The sequence below is a fragment of the Nocardia sp. bgisy118 genome, assembly GCF_057708605.1.
Window position 1 is genome coordinate 12,644 of record NZ_JBYISM010000018.1, and the last position, 13,788, is coordinate 26,431.

Annotated in this window: 14 protein-coding genes; 5 read left to right on the plus strand and 9 right to left on the minus strand. The window is 67.2% G+C overall.

The window, feature by feature from the left end:
• Positions 1-55 precede the first annotated feature (55 nt).
• The 3 genes from AC3EO7_RS21695 to AC3EO7_RS21705 are packed head-to-tail and all read right to left on the minus strand — an operon-like array spanning position 56 to position 1,538.
• The gene (locus AC3EO7_RS21695; RefSeq protein ID WP_435592242.1) at positions 56-430 is read right to left on the minus strand and encodes a hypothetical protein; all 375 of its coding nucleotides are present in this window, start codon (positions 428-430) and stop codon (positions 56-58) included.
• Positions 427-1,083: an aminotransferase class I/II-fold pyridoxal phosphate-dependent enzyme gene (locus tag AC3EO7_RS21700; protein WP_435592243.1), complete on the minus strand. Its 657-nt coding sequence runs from the start codon at positions 1,081-1,083 to the stop codon at positions 427-429. The genes AC3EO7_RS21695 and AC3EO7_RS21700 overlap by 4 nt, the downstream gene beginning before the upstream one ends.
• Positions 1,080-1,538, minus strand: coding sequence for a cupin domain-containing protein (locus AC3EO7_RS21705; RefSeq protein WP_431965432.1), 459 nt, complete (start codon positions 1,536-1,538; stop codon positions 1,080-1,082). The genes AC3EO7_RS21700 and AC3EO7_RS21705 overlap by 4 nt, the downstream gene beginning before the upstream one ends.
• Positions 1,539-1,898: 360 nt before the next feature.
• Here AC3EO7_RS21705 and AC3EO7_RS21710 point away from each other — a divergent pair, with 360 nt between their 5' ends.
• Positions 1,899-3,290, plus strand: a complete 1,392-nt coding sequence (locus AC3EO7_RS21710; protein WP_435592244.1) for a phenylacetate--CoA ligase family protein — start codon at positions 1,899-1,901, stop codon at positions 3,288-3,290.
• 101 nt (positions 3,291-3,391) lie between these two features.
• On the opposite strand, the gene AC3EO7_RS21715 is transcribed toward AC3EO7_RS21710, so the two are convergent.
• Positions 3,392-3,820: an organic hydroperoxide resistance protein gene (locus tag AC3EO7_RS21715; RefSeq protein WP_431965436.1), complete on the minus strand. Its 429-nt coding sequence runs from the start codon at positions 3,818-3,820 to the stop codon at positions 3,392-3,394.
• Positions 3,821-4,062: 242 nt separating this feature from the next.
• Here AC3EO7_RS21715 and AC3EO7_RS21720 point away from each other — a divergent pair, with 242 nt between their 5' ends.
• The gene (locus tag AC3EO7_RS21720) at positions 4,063-4,740 is read left to right on the plus strand and encodes a winged helix-turn-helix transcriptional regulator (RefSeq protein ID WP_431965438.1); all 678 of its coding nucleotides are present in this window, start codon (positions 4,063-4,065) and stop codon (positions 4,738-4,740) included.
• A gap of 211 nt (positions 4,741-4,951) precedes the next feature.
• On the opposite strand, the gene AC3EO7_RS21725 is transcribed toward AC3EO7_RS21720, so the two are convergent.
• From AC3EO7_RS21725 to AC3EO7_RS21745, 5 genes are all read right to left on the minus strand, one after another.
• The gene (locus AC3EO7_RS21725) at positions 4,952-5,770 is read right to left on the minus strand and encodes an SGNH/GDSL hydrolase family protein (protein ID WP_431965440.1); all 819 of its coding nucleotides are present in this window, start codon (positions 5,768-5,770) and stop codon (positions 4,952-4,954) included.
• A 147-nt stretch (positions 5,771-5,917) separates the two neighbouring features.
• Positions 5,918-7,768: an acyl-CoA dehydrogenase gene (locus AC3EO7_RS21730; protein ID WP_435592245.1), complete on the minus strand. Its 1,851-nt coding sequence runs from the start codon at positions 7,766-7,768 to the stop codon at positions 5,918-5,920.
• Positions 7,765-8,901: an FAD-binding oxidoreductase gene (locus tag AC3EO7_RS21735; RefSeq protein ID WP_435592246.1), complete on the minus strand. Its 1,137-nt coding sequence runs from the start codon at positions 8,899-8,901 to the stop codon at positions 7,765-7,767. The genes AC3EO7_RS21730 and AC3EO7_RS21735 overlap by 4 nt, the downstream gene beginning before the upstream one ends.
• A gap of 15 nt (positions 8,902-8,916) precedes the next feature.
• Complete coding sequence (locus AC3EO7_RS21740; protein WP_435592247.1) at positions 8,917-10,404, minus strand: phytoene desaturase family protein; 1,488 nt, start codon at positions 10,402-10,404, stop codon at positions 8,917-8,919.
• On the minus strand, positions 10,401-10,817 hold the full coding sequence (locus AC3EO7_RS21745; RefSeq protein ID WP_431965448.1) for a nuclear transport factor 2 family protein: 417 nt from the start codon (positions 10,815-10,817) through the stop codon (positions 10,401-10,403). Before AC3EO7_RS21745 ends, AC3EO7_RS21740 begins: the two co-directional genes overlap by 4 nt.
• Before the next feature lie 122 nt (positions 10,818-10,939).
• On the opposite strand from AC3EO7_RS21745, the gene AC3EO7_RS21750 reads away from it, so the two are divergent.
• The 3 genes from AC3EO7_RS21750 (at position 10,940) to AC3EO7_RS21760 (ending at position 13,762) form a co-directional block, all read left to right on the plus strand.
• Positions 10,940-11,503 carry a PadR family transcriptional regulator gene (locus tag AC3EO7_RS21750; protein ID WP_431965450.1) on the plus strand — a complete coding sequence of 188 codons (564 nt, stop codon included), beginning with the start codon at positions 10,940-10,942 and terminating at the stop codon, positions 11,501-11,503.
• Between the two features lie 274 nt (positions 11,504-11,777).
• Positions 11,778-12,665, plus strand: coding sequence for a patatin-like phospholipase family protein (locus tag AC3EO7_RS21755; protein WP_431965452.1), 888 nt, complete (start codon positions 11,778-11,780; stop codon positions 12,663-12,665).
• Positions 12,666-12,952: 287 nt separating this feature from the next.
• Positions 12,953-13,762, plus strand: a complete 810-nt coding sequence (locus tag AC3EO7_RS21760) for a class I SAM-dependent methyltransferase (protein WP_435592248.1) — start codon at positions 12,953-12,955, stop codon at positions 13,760-13,762.
• Positions 13,763-13,788 lie beyond the last annotated feature (26 nt).

A 13,788-nucleotide genomic window follows, 5' to 3' on the forward strand; every position in this document is an offset into this window, starting at 1 on the left:
CTCAGCGCATCTCGGTGCCGGGGCCTGGTCGATCCAAGAGGTTGTTGCCGTTCGGTCAGTGCACGAAAGGGTCGAAGCGGCGCCCGGTGAGCCGGGCGGGGAGGGGCCCGTCGGCGACAGTGCCGTCCAGGTCCTGAAAAGTGGCGCTCGCCGTGCCGGTGAACTCAATATCGCCAACGGTCAGTTCGAATCGAACGACGCCCTTGCGTATCCGGCTCGGATCGTCGCGGTCGACCGTGAATTCCAGGAATGCGCCCGTGACCCGCGCTCCGTCGGCTCGCCAGACGCCCATGCCGTTGCTGTCGCTGGTGGCTCGGTTGCCGTGGTCGGGGTTCGACTGGAGTAAGGTGCCGTCCGCGTGAAATGTCATGACGTGGTGGGAGAACGGCGCGCCGTCGGCGACCACCTCCCACACGCCGATCACGCTCATCGCGACCCGCACAGGTCGGCCAGCAGGGCGATGCCGCGGTCGATGTCGTCCTGCGGCACGCCCGCGATGCTGAGTCGCATCGCATTGCGGGGCGCGTCGTCCTGGGCGTAGAACATGGTCCCCGGAATGAAGACCACCCCGGCCTCCCGCGCGGGCTGCGCGAGCGCCACGGCGTCGAAATCGGCGGGGCCCTCGATCCAGACGAACATGCCGCCGTCCGGGTCGGTCCAGGAGAAGCCGTCGGGGAAGTGCCGTTCCAGCGCGGTCGTGACCGCGTCCATTTCGGCGGCGTACACGGCGATGATGTGGTCCAGATGCGCGGATGCCGTTGCACTGTCGAGGAATTCGGCGGCGATCGCCTGGTTGAGGACCGAGGTCTGCATGTCGATGCCCTGTTTCAGGGCCAGCACCGGTTCGACGAGCTGATCCGGCAGCACGGTGATGCCGATGCGCAGCGCGGGGGCAAGGGTTTTCGACAGCGACGTGATGTAGACGGTGCTGTCGGGCGCGTAGAACCAGAACGCGGGCAGCAGCGCGGGGTCCGGCGCGCCTACGCCGAACGAGATCACCGTGGGATGGCGCGCCTGCGCGGCGAAGAGGTCATCGATCTGTCCGCTCGGGGCCGCCGCCCCTCGTTCGACGGTGACGCTCACGCGTGTGCCGGGGCGAGTTCCCGCCGCAACCGCGCGGCGATGTCGGCGGCCGCGATATCAGATTCCGGCGCCAGCACCAGATCGTCGCTGAAGAGCGGATCGGTGCGGATGTCGACGGCCGTCAATTCCTCGGTGTCGCTGAGGTTCACCGCCACGTGCACGACGCCCGCGGGGATGTAGGGGAATTCGCCGGGACCGTGCAGCTGCGGCGTCAGTTCCGGGCCGACCAGCGTCGCCGCTCGCCCCTGCAGGCACAGCACGATGGTCTCGCTGTGGGCGTGGTAATGCGCCCAAGCCACCTTGCCCGGCGCCATGGTGATCATGGCCGCCGAAATTCCCTCGGCGCCACAGGTTTCCGTCGTCACGCACGGGATCAGATGCTGGCCGTGCCTGCTTACCGTCATCGCGTGGTCCGCAGCGGCGATCACCCGTGCTGTCTTGAAGACATCGTTCATCGAAGCATTTCCCCAACATCAAGGCCGGTCGGTATGAGCCCGAACGTAAGTCATCCCGAGGTCCGGGGGAGAAGCCTCCCGACCCCGATTTCATCGGGCATTCGGCAGGACTTACCTCGGCGCAGACGGACGTTCATCTCGCGAGTGATCAAGATCAAATTCTCGGCGCCGCAAACATCAGCGCTACGAGCGGAACACGGCGACTGGAGCGGGCGGCCGCCACAGCAATGTCGTGGCATGCCAGACCGCCGCGACCACGGAGCGCGCGAACGACGGCGATCCGCGTGGATCTCCACGCGCGGCAGCGTCCGGCGGTACGTTGGTCTCCGACGCAGGTTTCGCCTCGCGGAAGGGCCGGAGATGGATTCGGATCTGCAGCAGCGGCTCGTGGCGTTGTTCCAGCGAACGGCGACGACCGTACCGGCCTATCGCGCCTTCCTCGACAGCCACGGCATCGACCCGGCGTCGGTCGCCGACGCCGCGGGATTCGCGCGAGTTCCGCTGATCACCAAGGAGAACTACCACCACCGCTATCCGCTGCCGCAGCGGTGCCGGGACGGCGATCTCGGCGCATGCGATCTGATCGCGGTGTCGTCCGGCTCGACGGGGACGCCCACCTTCTGGCCCCGTTCCGCCGCCGACGAAGCGGCCGCGACCCGGCGCTTCGAACAGGTCCTCGTGCACAGCTTCGACGCCACCCATCGGCGCACCCTCGCGGTGGTCTGCTTCCCGCTCGGCACCTGGGTCGGCGGTCTCTACACGCTGTCCTGCCTGCGCGGGCTGGCCGCCGAACTGGCCATGACGATTGTGGCACCGGGCAACAACAAGGCCGAGATCCTGCGCGTGGTACCGGAACTCGGTCCGCACTTCGACCAGGTGGTGCTGTTCGGTTATCCGCCTTTCCTCAAAGACGTTGTCGACACCGGCCTGCACGACGGCGTCGACTGGTCGCGCTTCGCGCTGAAGCTGGTGTGCGCGGGCGAGGTGTTCAGCGAGCAGTGGCGCGATCTGATGGGCAAGCGCGCCGGGCTGGATCCGGTCCGCGACGTCGCCGCGCTCTACGGCACCGCGGACGGCGGCGTGCTCGGCAACGAAACCCCGCTCAGTGTGCGCATCCGGCGGTTCCTCGCCGAGCATCCGGGTCCGGCGCGGGAACTGTTCGGCGGCGAGCGACTGCCGACCCTGTTGCAGTACAACCCGGCCGACCGCTATTTCGAAACCGTCGACGGCACACTGGCGTTCACCGCCGATTCCGGTGTGCCGCTGATCCGCTATCACATCGCCGACGACGGCGGCGTCATCCCGCACGAGCGCCTGGTGGAGTTCTGCAAGGCACACGGCTTCGAACCGGAGGAGGAGACCGGCCCGGATCTGCCGTTCGTCTTCGTCTTCGGCCGCGCCATCCACGCCGTCTCGGTGTTCGGCGCCAACGTCTTTCCGGAGACGGTGTCGCTCGGGCTGGAGCGGGCGGAGATCAGCGACTGGGTCACCGGGAAGTTCGTGCTGGAGGCGTGGGAGGACGCCGACCGCGACCGGCTGCTGCGCATCACGGTCGAGCTCGGGCCCGACGAGCCGAACACCGCCGACCGCACCCGGCTCGTCGCTGTCGCGATCCGTGACGAATTGCTCACGCACAACAGCGAATACGCGAACTACGTGCCCGCCGAGCGTCACCTGCCGCACGTCGAGCTGCGCCCGGCAGGCGACCCGGATTACTTCCCGGTGGGAGTCAAGCACCGCTACACGCGGTGACCGGGCCGAGATTCACACCCGTGCCAGATCGATCCGCCGAGCGGATTCCTACCGAAGACGCCTCAGCTCGATAATCGAGGCCGCCACAGCGCCCGACCTGATCACAGCCGGGTGCCGTTGACCACCAGCGCCACATCGATGTTGCCGCGCGTGGCGTTGGAGTACGGGCAGACCTGATGGGCCATCTCGACCAGCTCGATCGCCTGCTCGCTGGTGACGGAGGGTAGCGAGATCCGCAGTTCGACGCCGAGTTCGAAGCGGCCGCCGTCGATCGGGACAAGTGAGACCGATGAGTCGATCTGTGCGTCGTTCGCCTCGAGCTTGCCGCGCTGCCCGAGCAGGGCCAGTGTTGTGCCGAAACAAGCGGCGTACCCGATCGCGAAGAGTTGCTCGGGGTTTGTGCCCTCACCATCTCCGCCCAGTTCCTTGGGCTGGCGCAGGTCCAGATCCAATCGCCCATCGGATGTGCGCCCGTTGCCGTTCCTGCCGCCGGTGACGCGTGCCCCAGCCGTGTACAGCGCAGTGGCCATCGTTGAACTCCCTTCCTAGGTAACGCAATAGAACTTCTCACTTCTAAAATAGGAAGTCAATAGATCAATGTTTGGAAATGCCTAGTGGCGGAACGAAAATGCGGAGGATCGGCTACTTGCTGCCGACACGTGACCAGTCCGTACCGGGTGTGCATGAACCGAGGACGCCTGTCGTCCAGGCCCGGCGGGCGGAGGCAGCTCAGTCATTCAAGAACGAGAAGCGCGAAGTTTAGAGTGATGAAGTGGATCAGCGAACATACAACCAGTACTGCGCGACCGCGCGCACCCTCGATCTCGTCGGCGAGCGCTGGACGCTGCTGCTGATCCGCGAACTGCTGACCGGACCCAAGCGATTCAGCGACCTGCAGGCAAGCCTTCGCGGCCTCGGCACCGGTCTCCTCGCCGCCCGCCTGAAACATCTCGAACGCGAGGGGCTGGCCCACAAGATCACCCTCCCGCCGCCCGCCCGCACCCCCGCATACGCCCTGACCGACGCCGGCGAGGAACTCGAGCCCGCGATCCTCGCGCTGGCCAGGTGGGGTCTGAAGTGGGCGATGGGCGCACCGCGCCCCGCCGAAACGTTCCACCCGGGCTGGGCGGTCCTCGGACTGCGAGCCTGCTTCAACCCGCAGGCCGCCGTCGGACTCCGCGCGGTGTACGAGGTCCGCATCGATGACGAAGTCTTCCACGCCCGCGTCGATGACGGAACGATCGAAACGCTGCACGGCCCCGCCCAGTACCCCGACGCAGTCATCACCATCAGTGAGTCCGCGTTTCTCGACCTGACCAGCCAGGGCCTCACACTCGCCGAGGCGGTCGAAACCGGTGCCGCATCCGCGAGCGGTGACAGCGAGGCTCTGCGCAGGATCAAAGGGCTGTTCCGTCTGCCGCCACCACGCGCCCGAAAGGCAGACGAGTAGACCATCGACAACCAATTCTCGCGACGGCGCACGGATTCCGTCGGGGGTGCACGGATACCTCGATCGGCACAGTCGCGCCGGCGGACGGCAGGCCGAGCGCGATGAAAAGGCGAGGTTGACCAGGACTCTCGCGGTGCCGAGGGCCGTCAGTGCCGAGAGGGCGGTGACGCCGATGGCGGTGATCGCCAGGCCAAGTCGCCGCCGCCCTCGATCACGGCCGGGGTCGGTCGGCGGTCGCGGGGCCCAGGGTGTGCGTGCGGTCGCGAACCGGTAGCAGGTCGGGGCGTTTGGCGGTGCGGCCGTCGCCGGACGAGCGCCCGGTCAGCCTGCGGCCCAGCCAAGGCCCGAGAAAGGTTGCCGCCCAGCGCAGTTCGCTCGCCGCGGTGGACAGCGTGCCGCGGGCGGGCAGCGGCGGGTGCAGGGGTTCGGTCCAGCGGTCGTCGGCGCCGGGCAGTCGCAGCGCGTAGGCCAGGGCGTCGGCGATGCGCTGATGTCCGAGCGGGCCCGCGTGCAGCCGATCCGTGCTCCACAGGCGGGGGTCGGTGACGACGGGGTAGGGGGTCGTATCGGCGACGACGACGCCGTGCCGTTCGGCGGAGGCGCGGATGCGGTCGTTCATGGCGGTGACTCTGGCGCTGATCGGGCGCGCGAGCGGGGTGATTCGCGCGGCGTCGGGGAAGGTCAGCGTGGCCACGACCGCGCCGTGGGCGGTGAGCGCCGCGAACATGGCGTCCAGGTGCCCGGCGACCTCGTCGGCGTCGAATCCGGGGCGCAGCAGGTCGTTGAACCCCGCGACCACGGTGGCCAGATCGGGGCGCAGTGCCAGTGCGGCGTCGAGTTGTTCGGCGTGCACCTGATGGGCGAGTTTGCCGCGGACGGCGAGGTTGGCGTAGCGCAGGTCCGGGTCGATCGCGGCGAGCCGTTCGGCGAGTCGGTCGGCCAGACCGCGCACTCCGGTCCGGTCATCGCCGTCGCCGACGCCTTCGGTCTGGCTGTCGCCGAGAGCGACGTATCGCGAATAGGCGGTCATGCGGCACGCGCCGTCAGGTGCGGATGGTCGGCAAGCATGGCAAAATAGTAACTTACTCAATTATTTGCCTAAAGGATGGCTGTCACGGACTTCCCGTCGGCCGTCGGTGGGTGGAGCCGATCGCTCCACCCACCGACGGCTGCTCGCTCAGAAGGCGGCTTCGCCGAGCTTCATCACGTCGCCGTCGAGGTTCGACAGCACGGCTCGGGTGGCCGACAGCATCGGTAGCACGGTGCGGGCGAAGAACCGCGCGGCCGCGATCTTGCCCCGATAGAACGGCACGTCCGGTCCCGCAGTGCCCGCTCCGGCCAAGGCCGCGGCGGCGATCTCCGCCTGGTGCAGCAGTTGCCAGCCGATGAGCAGATCACCGACCGCGAGCAGGAATCGCACCGAACCGAGCCCGATGAGGTACAGCTGAGCCGGATCCTGCTGTGCCGCCATGAGGTGTCCGGTCAGGGCACCGGCCATGGCCTGGACGTCCTGCAAGGCCGTCTCCAAGAGTTTTCGCTCGGACGCGAAGTCGTTTGCGCCGTTGTCGACGAACTTCTGGATCTGTCCCGCGAGGTGCGCCAACGCCACACCCTTGTCACGAATGATCTTGCGGAAGAAGAAGTCCTGAGCCTGGATGGCGGTGGTGCCCTCGTAGACGGAGTCGATCTTGGCGTCGCGAATGTATTGCTCGAGCGGGTAGTCCTGCAGATATCCCGAGCCGCCGAAGGTTTGCAACGATTCACCGAGGTACTGATAGGCGCGTTCGGAGCCGACACCCTTGACGATCGGCAGCAGCAGGTCGTTGACGCGCGCCGCGATATCCGCGTCGGCGCCGGAAACCCGTTGGGCCACCAGTGGATCCTGGTGTGCCGCGGTGTAGAGATACACCGCGCGCAGCCCTTCGGCATACGCCTTCTGCAGCATCAGCGAGCGTCGGACGTCCGGATGGGCGATCACGGGCACGCGCGGCGCGGTGGGGTCGCCCATCCGGAGCAGATCGGCGCCCTGTATCCGGCTGCGCGCGTAGTCGCGGGCGTGCAGATAGCCCGTGGACAGTGTGGCGATGGCCTTGGTGCCCACCATCATTCGCGCGTTCTCGATGATGCGGAACATCTGCGCGATGCCGGTGTCCCTTTCCCCGATGAGCCAGCCCTTGGCCGGGATGCCGTGCCCGCCGAAGGTGAGTTCGCAGGTGGCCGAGACCTTCAGTCCCATCTTGTGTTCGACGCCGGTGACGAACACGCCGTTGCGTTCACCGAGTTCGCCTGTCTCCGGGTCGAAATGGAACTTCGGCACGAAGAACAGCGACAGGCCCTTGGTGCCGGGCCCCGCGCCTTCGGGACGGGCCAGCACCAGGTGGGCGATGTTGTCGAACAGATCGTCGGAGTCGCCCGAGCTGATGAACCGCTTGGCCCCTTCGAGATGCCAGGACCCGTCGGGTTGGGCGATCGCCTTGGTGCGCGCCGCGCCGACGTCGGATCCGGCGTCGGGTTCGGTGAGCACCATGGTGCCGCCCCAGCCGTTGTCGACAGCGGCGCGCACCATGCGCCGCTGCTCGTCGCCGCCGTGGTGGAACAGCGCGGCCATGCTCGGGCCGAGCGCGTAGATGAAGGCGGCGGGCTGGGCGCCGACGATCATCTCCGCCAGCGCCCAGTAGAGCGCCCTCGGCACGGGAGTGCCGCCCAGTTCCGCCGGAACCCCGATCTTCTCCCAGCCGATCTCGCGCAGCGCCCGGTAGCTGCGCTTGAACGACTCGGGCAGCGTGACCGAGTGCGTGTCGGGGTCGAACACCGGCGGCTCGCGGTCGGCGGCGGCGAACGACGCGCTCAGCGGACCTTCGGCGACGCGGCGCATTTCGGCGAGCATGGCGCGCACGGTGCCGGTGTCGAGGTCGCCGAACGCCTCGTCGTCGAGCAGTGCGTCCAGGCCGAGGACCTCGAACAGGTTGAATTCGAGATCGCGGAGATTGCTGCGGTAGTGGCTCGGGCTGGTGTCGCTCGAGGTCACAGGTCGAGCTCCACATCGCTGATCGGATAGGCGACACAGGAGTGGGTGTAGTCGAACTGCGCGTCGGAGAGGCGGAGTTTGGCCTCCTCCGCGGTGTGCACCTGGCCTTTCACGACGCGCACCCGGCACAGGCTGCATTCGCCGGAACGGCACGCCGCTTCGGGGCGAAGGTTGTTGTCCTCCAAAGCGTCCAGCAGCGGACGGTTGCGCGGTGTACGGAAGGAGGCACTGCCGACGGTGACGGTGACCTCACCGGCCGGATCCACCCCGGCGGGCCAATGCGGTTGAGCGGTGGGGTCGTTCGGAGCGCCGTTGGCCTCGAAGCGGATTCGCTTGCGCGCTTGGCCGAGCTCGGTCAGCTGGGCGAGGGCGTAGGGGTAGAGGGCCTGGGGGCCGCAGACATAGACCATCCGATTGTCGAGGGCGCCCGCGAGGGAGCGGATGGTGTCCGCGGTGAGAAAGCCGGTGGCGCCGATCCATTCGGCGTCGGGCTCCGCGATGACGTGGTCGACGTCGATGCCGGGGTGCGCGGCGGCGAGGGCGTCGAGCTCGGCACGGAAGATGACATCGCCTGCGTCGCGGGAACCGTAGATCAGGTGGAAGGTGCGGTCCAGGCCCGCCTCGGCGATCTCGCGGATCATGCTCATGGCGGGCGCGACACCGGAACCGCCCGCGAGGAAGACCACATCGTTGCCATGGAAGAGCGGGTTGAAGTGGAAGGTGCCCATCGGTCCTGTGCTGGTGAGCACCTGACCGACCTGGACGGTGTCGATGAGCAGGTTGCTGATGCGGCCGCCCGGCACCCGGCGCATGGTGAGGTCGTAGTGATCCAGCCGGGTGGGACTCGACGAGATGGCGTACGGGCGGCTGGTGCCGTCGACGAACAGGTTGACGTACTGACCGGCCAGGAACGGTGGCAGCGCGGCCTGGTCGTGGGCCTGTAGCCGGAACGTCTTGGTGGTGGCGGTCTCGTCGATGATCTCGGCGACGACCAGCTGCAGCCGCTTGGGGTGGTACGCGTCTATCGTGGCCCGAGTCTCGGCGAGGTAGTCACGAGTGTCGGGGATGCGGGAGTCGATCTCGGCGAGGATCTCGGCCGCGCCGTCGAATCGTTCTGCGAGAGGGTGTGACATCGGAATCCTCAGGGGTCAGGCGGCTTTGGTGCGCAGGAGACGGCGGGCAACGCGAGCGCCCGCTTCGAGGGTGGGTTGGAAGCCGCCGATTCCGGACCAGGATCCGGCCAGGTGCAGTCCGGGAACGTGGGTCCGGCGTTCGCTGTTGCGGAACAGCCAGCCCTCGGTGGAGTCCTGGTCGTAGCCGTAGATGGCGCCGCCTGGGTGGCCGAGGTAACGCGTCATCGTCAGCGGTGTCGCGACGTCGACCTCTTCGATCGCGTCCCGGATGCCGGGGGTGATGTTCTCGCACAGGTCGAGCAGGGTCTCGGCGTAGGCGAACTTGGTGCGCGCGTACTCCGATGGGGCGACGTTCTTCCAGATGTCCGCGTATTGCAGCGTCATCAGGCTGACGTGGGTGGCTCCGGAGGGCGCGAAGCCGATCGGCGCGACATCGTAGGAGCTGACGCAGATTCCGCGCGCGGGCTCGAACGACCGCCACGCGTTGTAGGTGCGGTCGTCGTCGGTGTCCATGTTGACGAAGGTGGTGCTCGTGGTGAACCCGAGTTCGGCGGGGGAGGCGTCCAGGCCCATGTGCAGCACGAAGCCCGACACGCCGATTCGCCTGGTGGCCAGGTCGTCTCGCACCGCGGCGGGCAGGTCGATGCCCTCGAGCATGCCGTAGGTGGTGGGTAGCGAGGCATTGGAGACCACATCGGTCGCGGTGACCTCGGTGCCGTCGTCCAGTCGCACGCCGAATGCTCGCCCGCCCGCGGTGAGGATGGCCTCCACGCCGGTGTTGAAGCGCACCTCGCCACCGGCGGCGAGGAAGGTGTCCAGGATGGCGGTGGACATGGCCTGCGAGCCGCCGCGCACGTGCCATGGCTTGAACTCGAAGTAGGCGAACAGCGTCAGCGCCAGGTCCTGGAACCGTAGTTTCGACGGCGGCTGCCCGAGATAGGTCCAGTACATGCCGAGCGCGACCTTGATGCGGTCGTCGTCGAAGTACTCGTCGAGCACATCCTTCAGCGGACGCAGCCCGTACTCGAACAGCACCGGGTCGATCTGTTCGACCGGCATGCCGCGCATGGCGGCGATCTGCCAGAAGGTCACCTGCTTGAGCAGTTCGAAGAACTTCGCGGCCCGATCCCGGTTGCCGGGGAACTCGGCCTCGATGGCGTCGACGGCGGCATCCCAATCGGCGGGCAGGGTCAGATCCAGCTGACCGGGAATCACCGCCCGGTAGAGGTCGTGCTCCTGCACGAACTCCAGTTTGTCGGCGATGCCGAGTTGCTGGAACAAGCCCTCGCGCAACGAGATCGGCTGACCCTCGACGCCCACGCCGGACAGCTGGTGCAGCGCCACCTCGAACTCGAACCGGCCGCGGCGGAACGAGGTGCCACAGCCGCCGGGGATGTTGTGCCGCTCCAGCAGCAGGGTGCGCGCGCCCGCACGCTGTAGCGTCGCCGCGGCGGTCAGGCCGGCATTGCCCGCGCCGATGACGATGGCGTCGTAGTCGGTCATGCGCCGGTCGCCTCTCGCTGGAGCTGCGCGGTGGCCTCGGCCTTGATGCGCTCGAACTGTTCGCCCATCCGCGCCGCCAGTGCCTGCGCCGCGGAGAGCGGGCGCACCATGACCATGAAGTCGTCGATCTTCCCGTCTTCGTCGAAGTGCAGGAAGTCGCAGCCGGTCAGCTGCTTTCCGTCGACCTTGGCCTCGAACACGAACGCGTGGTCGCGACCGTTGGCGTCGGCGATCTCGCGGACGTAGTGGAAGTCCTCGAAGACCCGGATCACCGCACGCAGGATGGCCGCGGTGATGGCCTTGCCCGGGTACGGCTTGAACGCCACCGGACTGGTGAACACCACGTTGTCTGCCAGCAACGCCTCGATGGCGGCGTCGTCGCGAGCTTCCACGGCTGCCCGGAAGGGATGCATATCCCACCTCTCATGGTCAATTAGTTGACTAATTGATTGGAACCGTAGTCCGCATTCTCAGGCATGTCCAGAGGTTGTGGGACAAATATTTGAATATTCTCCCTTAGTGGTAGCCTGGATGGATGGCGCTACGAAACGCGGTATTGGCCGCCCTGCTGGAGGGCGAGGCATCCGGCTATGACCTGGCCAAGGGCTTCGATGCCTCGGTGGCCAATTTCTGGATGGCCACGCCTCAGCAGCTCTACAAGGAACTGGAACGGATGGCGGCCGAAGGTCTCATCGAGACCCGGGTCGTGCAGCAGGAACGCCGTCCCAACAAGCGGCTGCACGCCATCACCCCGGCCGGGCGGGCGGCGCTGCACGAGTTCATCGCCGAGCCGGCCAAGCCCACCGCCATCCGCGACGAGCTGATGGTGAAGGTACAGGGCATGGACGCCGAGGACGCCCCGGCCGTGCGCGCCACGGTGTCCGACAAGCTGGCCTGGGCACAGGCGAAACTGGAACGATACGAACGCCTCCGCGCCCGGCTGCTCGATGGACGCAGCGAACAGGCGTACCTGGCCGAGGCCGATCGCGTCGGCCCCTACCTCACGTTGCTGCGGGGAATCTCGTTCGAGCAGGAGAACATTCGCTGGGCGGAGTTCGTGCTGTCGGTGATCGATCGGCGGATCGCCGCGCACGTGTAGCGCTCTCGCGCACACGGCTGTGCCGCCGACCGGATTTCCGGTGGCGGCACAGTCGTTTTCAGTGCGCGGTTTTCGCTGGGTCTTGGGTTGGCCTCGCGGCGGAGTGGACCGTTGCCTGGCGAGCGCGACCTGACCGGTGTCGTGCGTTCAGGTGCTTAACCCTCCAGGGGGGTGAGCCCTCGCGGGTGCGGACACGGATGGGGCCGGCAGGGGTGGTCGATGCCCGGCGAGTTCGATGGCCTGCGACGATGGTGAGTGTCGTTAGGATCGCGGCATGGAGAGTCGCATTGTCGATCGAACGTCTGGTGAGTCCGTCCGGCGTTCGGTTGTTTTGGGTGGGGGCGGCGTCGTCGGGGCGGCGTGGATGGGGGGTTTGGCCGCTGAATTGCGCCGCCGTGGAATCGATTTGGGCTCGGCCGACTCGATAGTCGGCACGTCCGCAGGCGCGATCGTCGGGGCCGCGCTGATAGCGGGGCGGGATCTGGACTCGTTTGCCGACGATCCACGTCCCCCCGACAGCACGCAACCACCGTCGGTGTTGAAGCCCGAGCTGCTTGCCACCGTTTTCTCGGTGCTGTCGGACCGGACGTTGGATCGTGATACGGCGCGGCGCAAGGTGGGTCGACTGGCGATGGCCGAGGAGCCTGCGCAACCGGCGCATATCGAACCGATGGAGTGGCTGGTCGGCGGCAACGACTGGCCGGATCACAGGCTGCGGATCGTCGTCGTGGACGCGGCCAGCGGTCAGCGCCAGGTCTGGGACAGCGCTAGCGGTGTGCCCCTGGCGACCGCCGTCGCCGCGAGCCGTTCCCTTCCGGGAGCCTTCCCACCTGTCGTTGTCGGAGACCGCTACTACATCGATGGCGGGGTCTGGTCGCCCACCAACGCGGACCTCGCCGCGGACTCGGACGTCGTTCTGGTCGTTGAGCCGTTTGCGCACCGGGTCCCGCCCGCACTGGTTCGGGCCGAACTCGCGACGACGGTGGCCGATACCGTCGTGCGGTTCAGCCCCGATGCGGCCACGATCGACATATTCAATGCGTCCGCGACCGATCCGGACGTTCTCGCGAGCTGGTCGGAAGCGTTCCAAGCCGGCATTCGCCAGGCAGACGGCCTGGCACAGCAGTTGATCGACGCGGGCTGGTTGTCGCCGAAGCGTTGATACGCACCCGGGCCGCACGATTGGCTTCGCAGGTCGGGTGCTGGTACCTGGTCGTGCACCAGCTCTCCGGTCACCGTTCTACGCAATATCCACTGCCCCAACATATTTCATAACTCTTAGGCGGGGGTGCGCATATGACACCAGACGCCAACGGTCCGCCGTCTGATGCTGAGCCCGCCAAGCCGAAGGCGCGAGTTGGGCTGACGTCGTTGTGCATTCGATCACTTGGTCTCGTGAAACGACTCGATCCCTACTTCATCCTGGATCGCTCGGCTTAGCGTCCTATCATGACCGGGTCTTCGCCAACCTCTTCACCACGGAATTCGTATTACACGCTACCCAACGAATGGGATTTCGCTGACGAACGCCTTGCACTGCTGGGCGCAGCCTACGACCCGGAAAGCATCGCGCTTGCTCAGCGACTGGGCGTGGGTGCGGGATGGCGATGCCTGGAAGCTGGAGCCGGCGGCGGGTCGTTCGCGCGATGGCTATGCAGTGCCACATTGCCAGGTGGTCGAGTCCTCGCGCTGGACGCTGACCCACGACACCTGACAGACCTGCCCGACCGTGGCGGCGAAGTAGCCCAGATCGACCTCGTCGCCGACGAACTCCCCGAAGGCGCATTCGATTTCGTCCACACACGATTCGTGCTGCTGCACATTGCCCACAGAGACATTGTTTTGCAGCGACTGGTCCGGGCGCTGGCGCCAGGCGGCGTTCTCCTGCTCGAGGAAGGCGACGGGCTCGGCGTCCGCAATGAAATGCCGGGCGCGTTCGGGGAGGTCTGGCGAGCCTTTGGACGTTCGACCGAGACCGCGGGTGCGGACCAAGCCTGGGCCCGGAACTTGCCCACACACCTGGACGCGCTTGGGCTCGTCGACGTCCACGCCGATGCGCAGATCCCGGTGTTTCGCGGCGGTTCGCCGATGGCGCGCATGTGGAACCTCACCTGGGCGCAGGTCCGCGAAACCTTGGTAGCGCTCGGGGTCTCACACAAGGTCATTGCCACTGCGCAGGCCGAGTTGCAGGACGAGCAGCGCTGGTTCTACGCCCCGCCCACGGTCCGCGCATGGGCCCGAGCCCCCCGAAAGCCATAGGGGTGCACGACACCGGCCAGGGGTGG

What these genes read in the sequence shown, in the direction of transcription:
- AC3EO7_RS21695 (WP_435592242.1), bottom strand. Translation starts at nt 430, where the DNA reads ATGAGCGTGATCGGCGTGTGGGAGGTGGTCGCCGACGGCGCGCCGTTC.
- AC3EO7_RS21750 (WP_431965450.1), top strand. Translation starts at nt 10,940, where the DNA reads ATGGCGCTACGAAACGCGGTATTGGCCGCCCTGCTGGAGGGCGAGGCA.
- AC3EO7_RS21705 (WP_431965432.1), bottom strand. Translation starts at nt 1,538, where the DNA reads ATGAACGATGTCTTCAAGACAGCACGGGTGATCGCCGCTGCGGACCAC.
- AC3EO7_RS21740 (WP_435592247.1), bottom strand. Translation starts at nt 10,404, where the DNA reads ATGACCGACTACGACGCCATCGTCATCGGCGCGGGCAATGCCGGCCTG.
- AC3EO7_RS21710 (WP_435592244.1), top strand. Translation starts at nt 1,899, where the DNA reads ATGGATTCGGATCTGCAGCAGCGGCTCGTGGCGTTGTTCCAGCGAACG.
- AC3EO7_RS21745 (WP_431965448.1), bottom strand. Translation starts at nt 10,817, where the DNA reads ATGCATCCCTTCCGGGCAGCCGTGGAAGCTCGCGACGACGCCGCCATC.
- AC3EO7_RS21735 (WP_435592246.1), bottom strand. Translation starts at nt 8,901, where the DNA reads ATGTCACACCCTCTCGCAGAACGATTCGACGGCGCGGCCGAGATCCTC.
- AC3EO7_RS21715 (WP_431965436.1), bottom strand. Translation starts at nt 3,820, where the DNA reads ATGGCCACTGCGCTGTACACGGCTGGGGCACGCGTCACCGGCGGCAGG.
- AC3EO7_RS21725 (WP_431965440.1), bottom strand. Translation starts at nt 5,770, where the DNA reads ATGACCGCCTATTCGCGATACGTCGCTCTCGGCGACAGCCAGACCGAA.
- AC3EO7_RS21755 (WP_431965452.1), top strand. Translation starts at nt 11,778, where the DNA reads ATGGAGAGTCGCATTGTCGATCGAACGTCTGGTGAGTCCGTCCGGCGT.
- AC3EO7_RS21760 (WP_435592248.1), top strand. Translation starts at nt 12,953, where the DNA reads ATGACCGGGTCTTCGCCAACCTCTTCACCACGGAATTCGTATTACACG.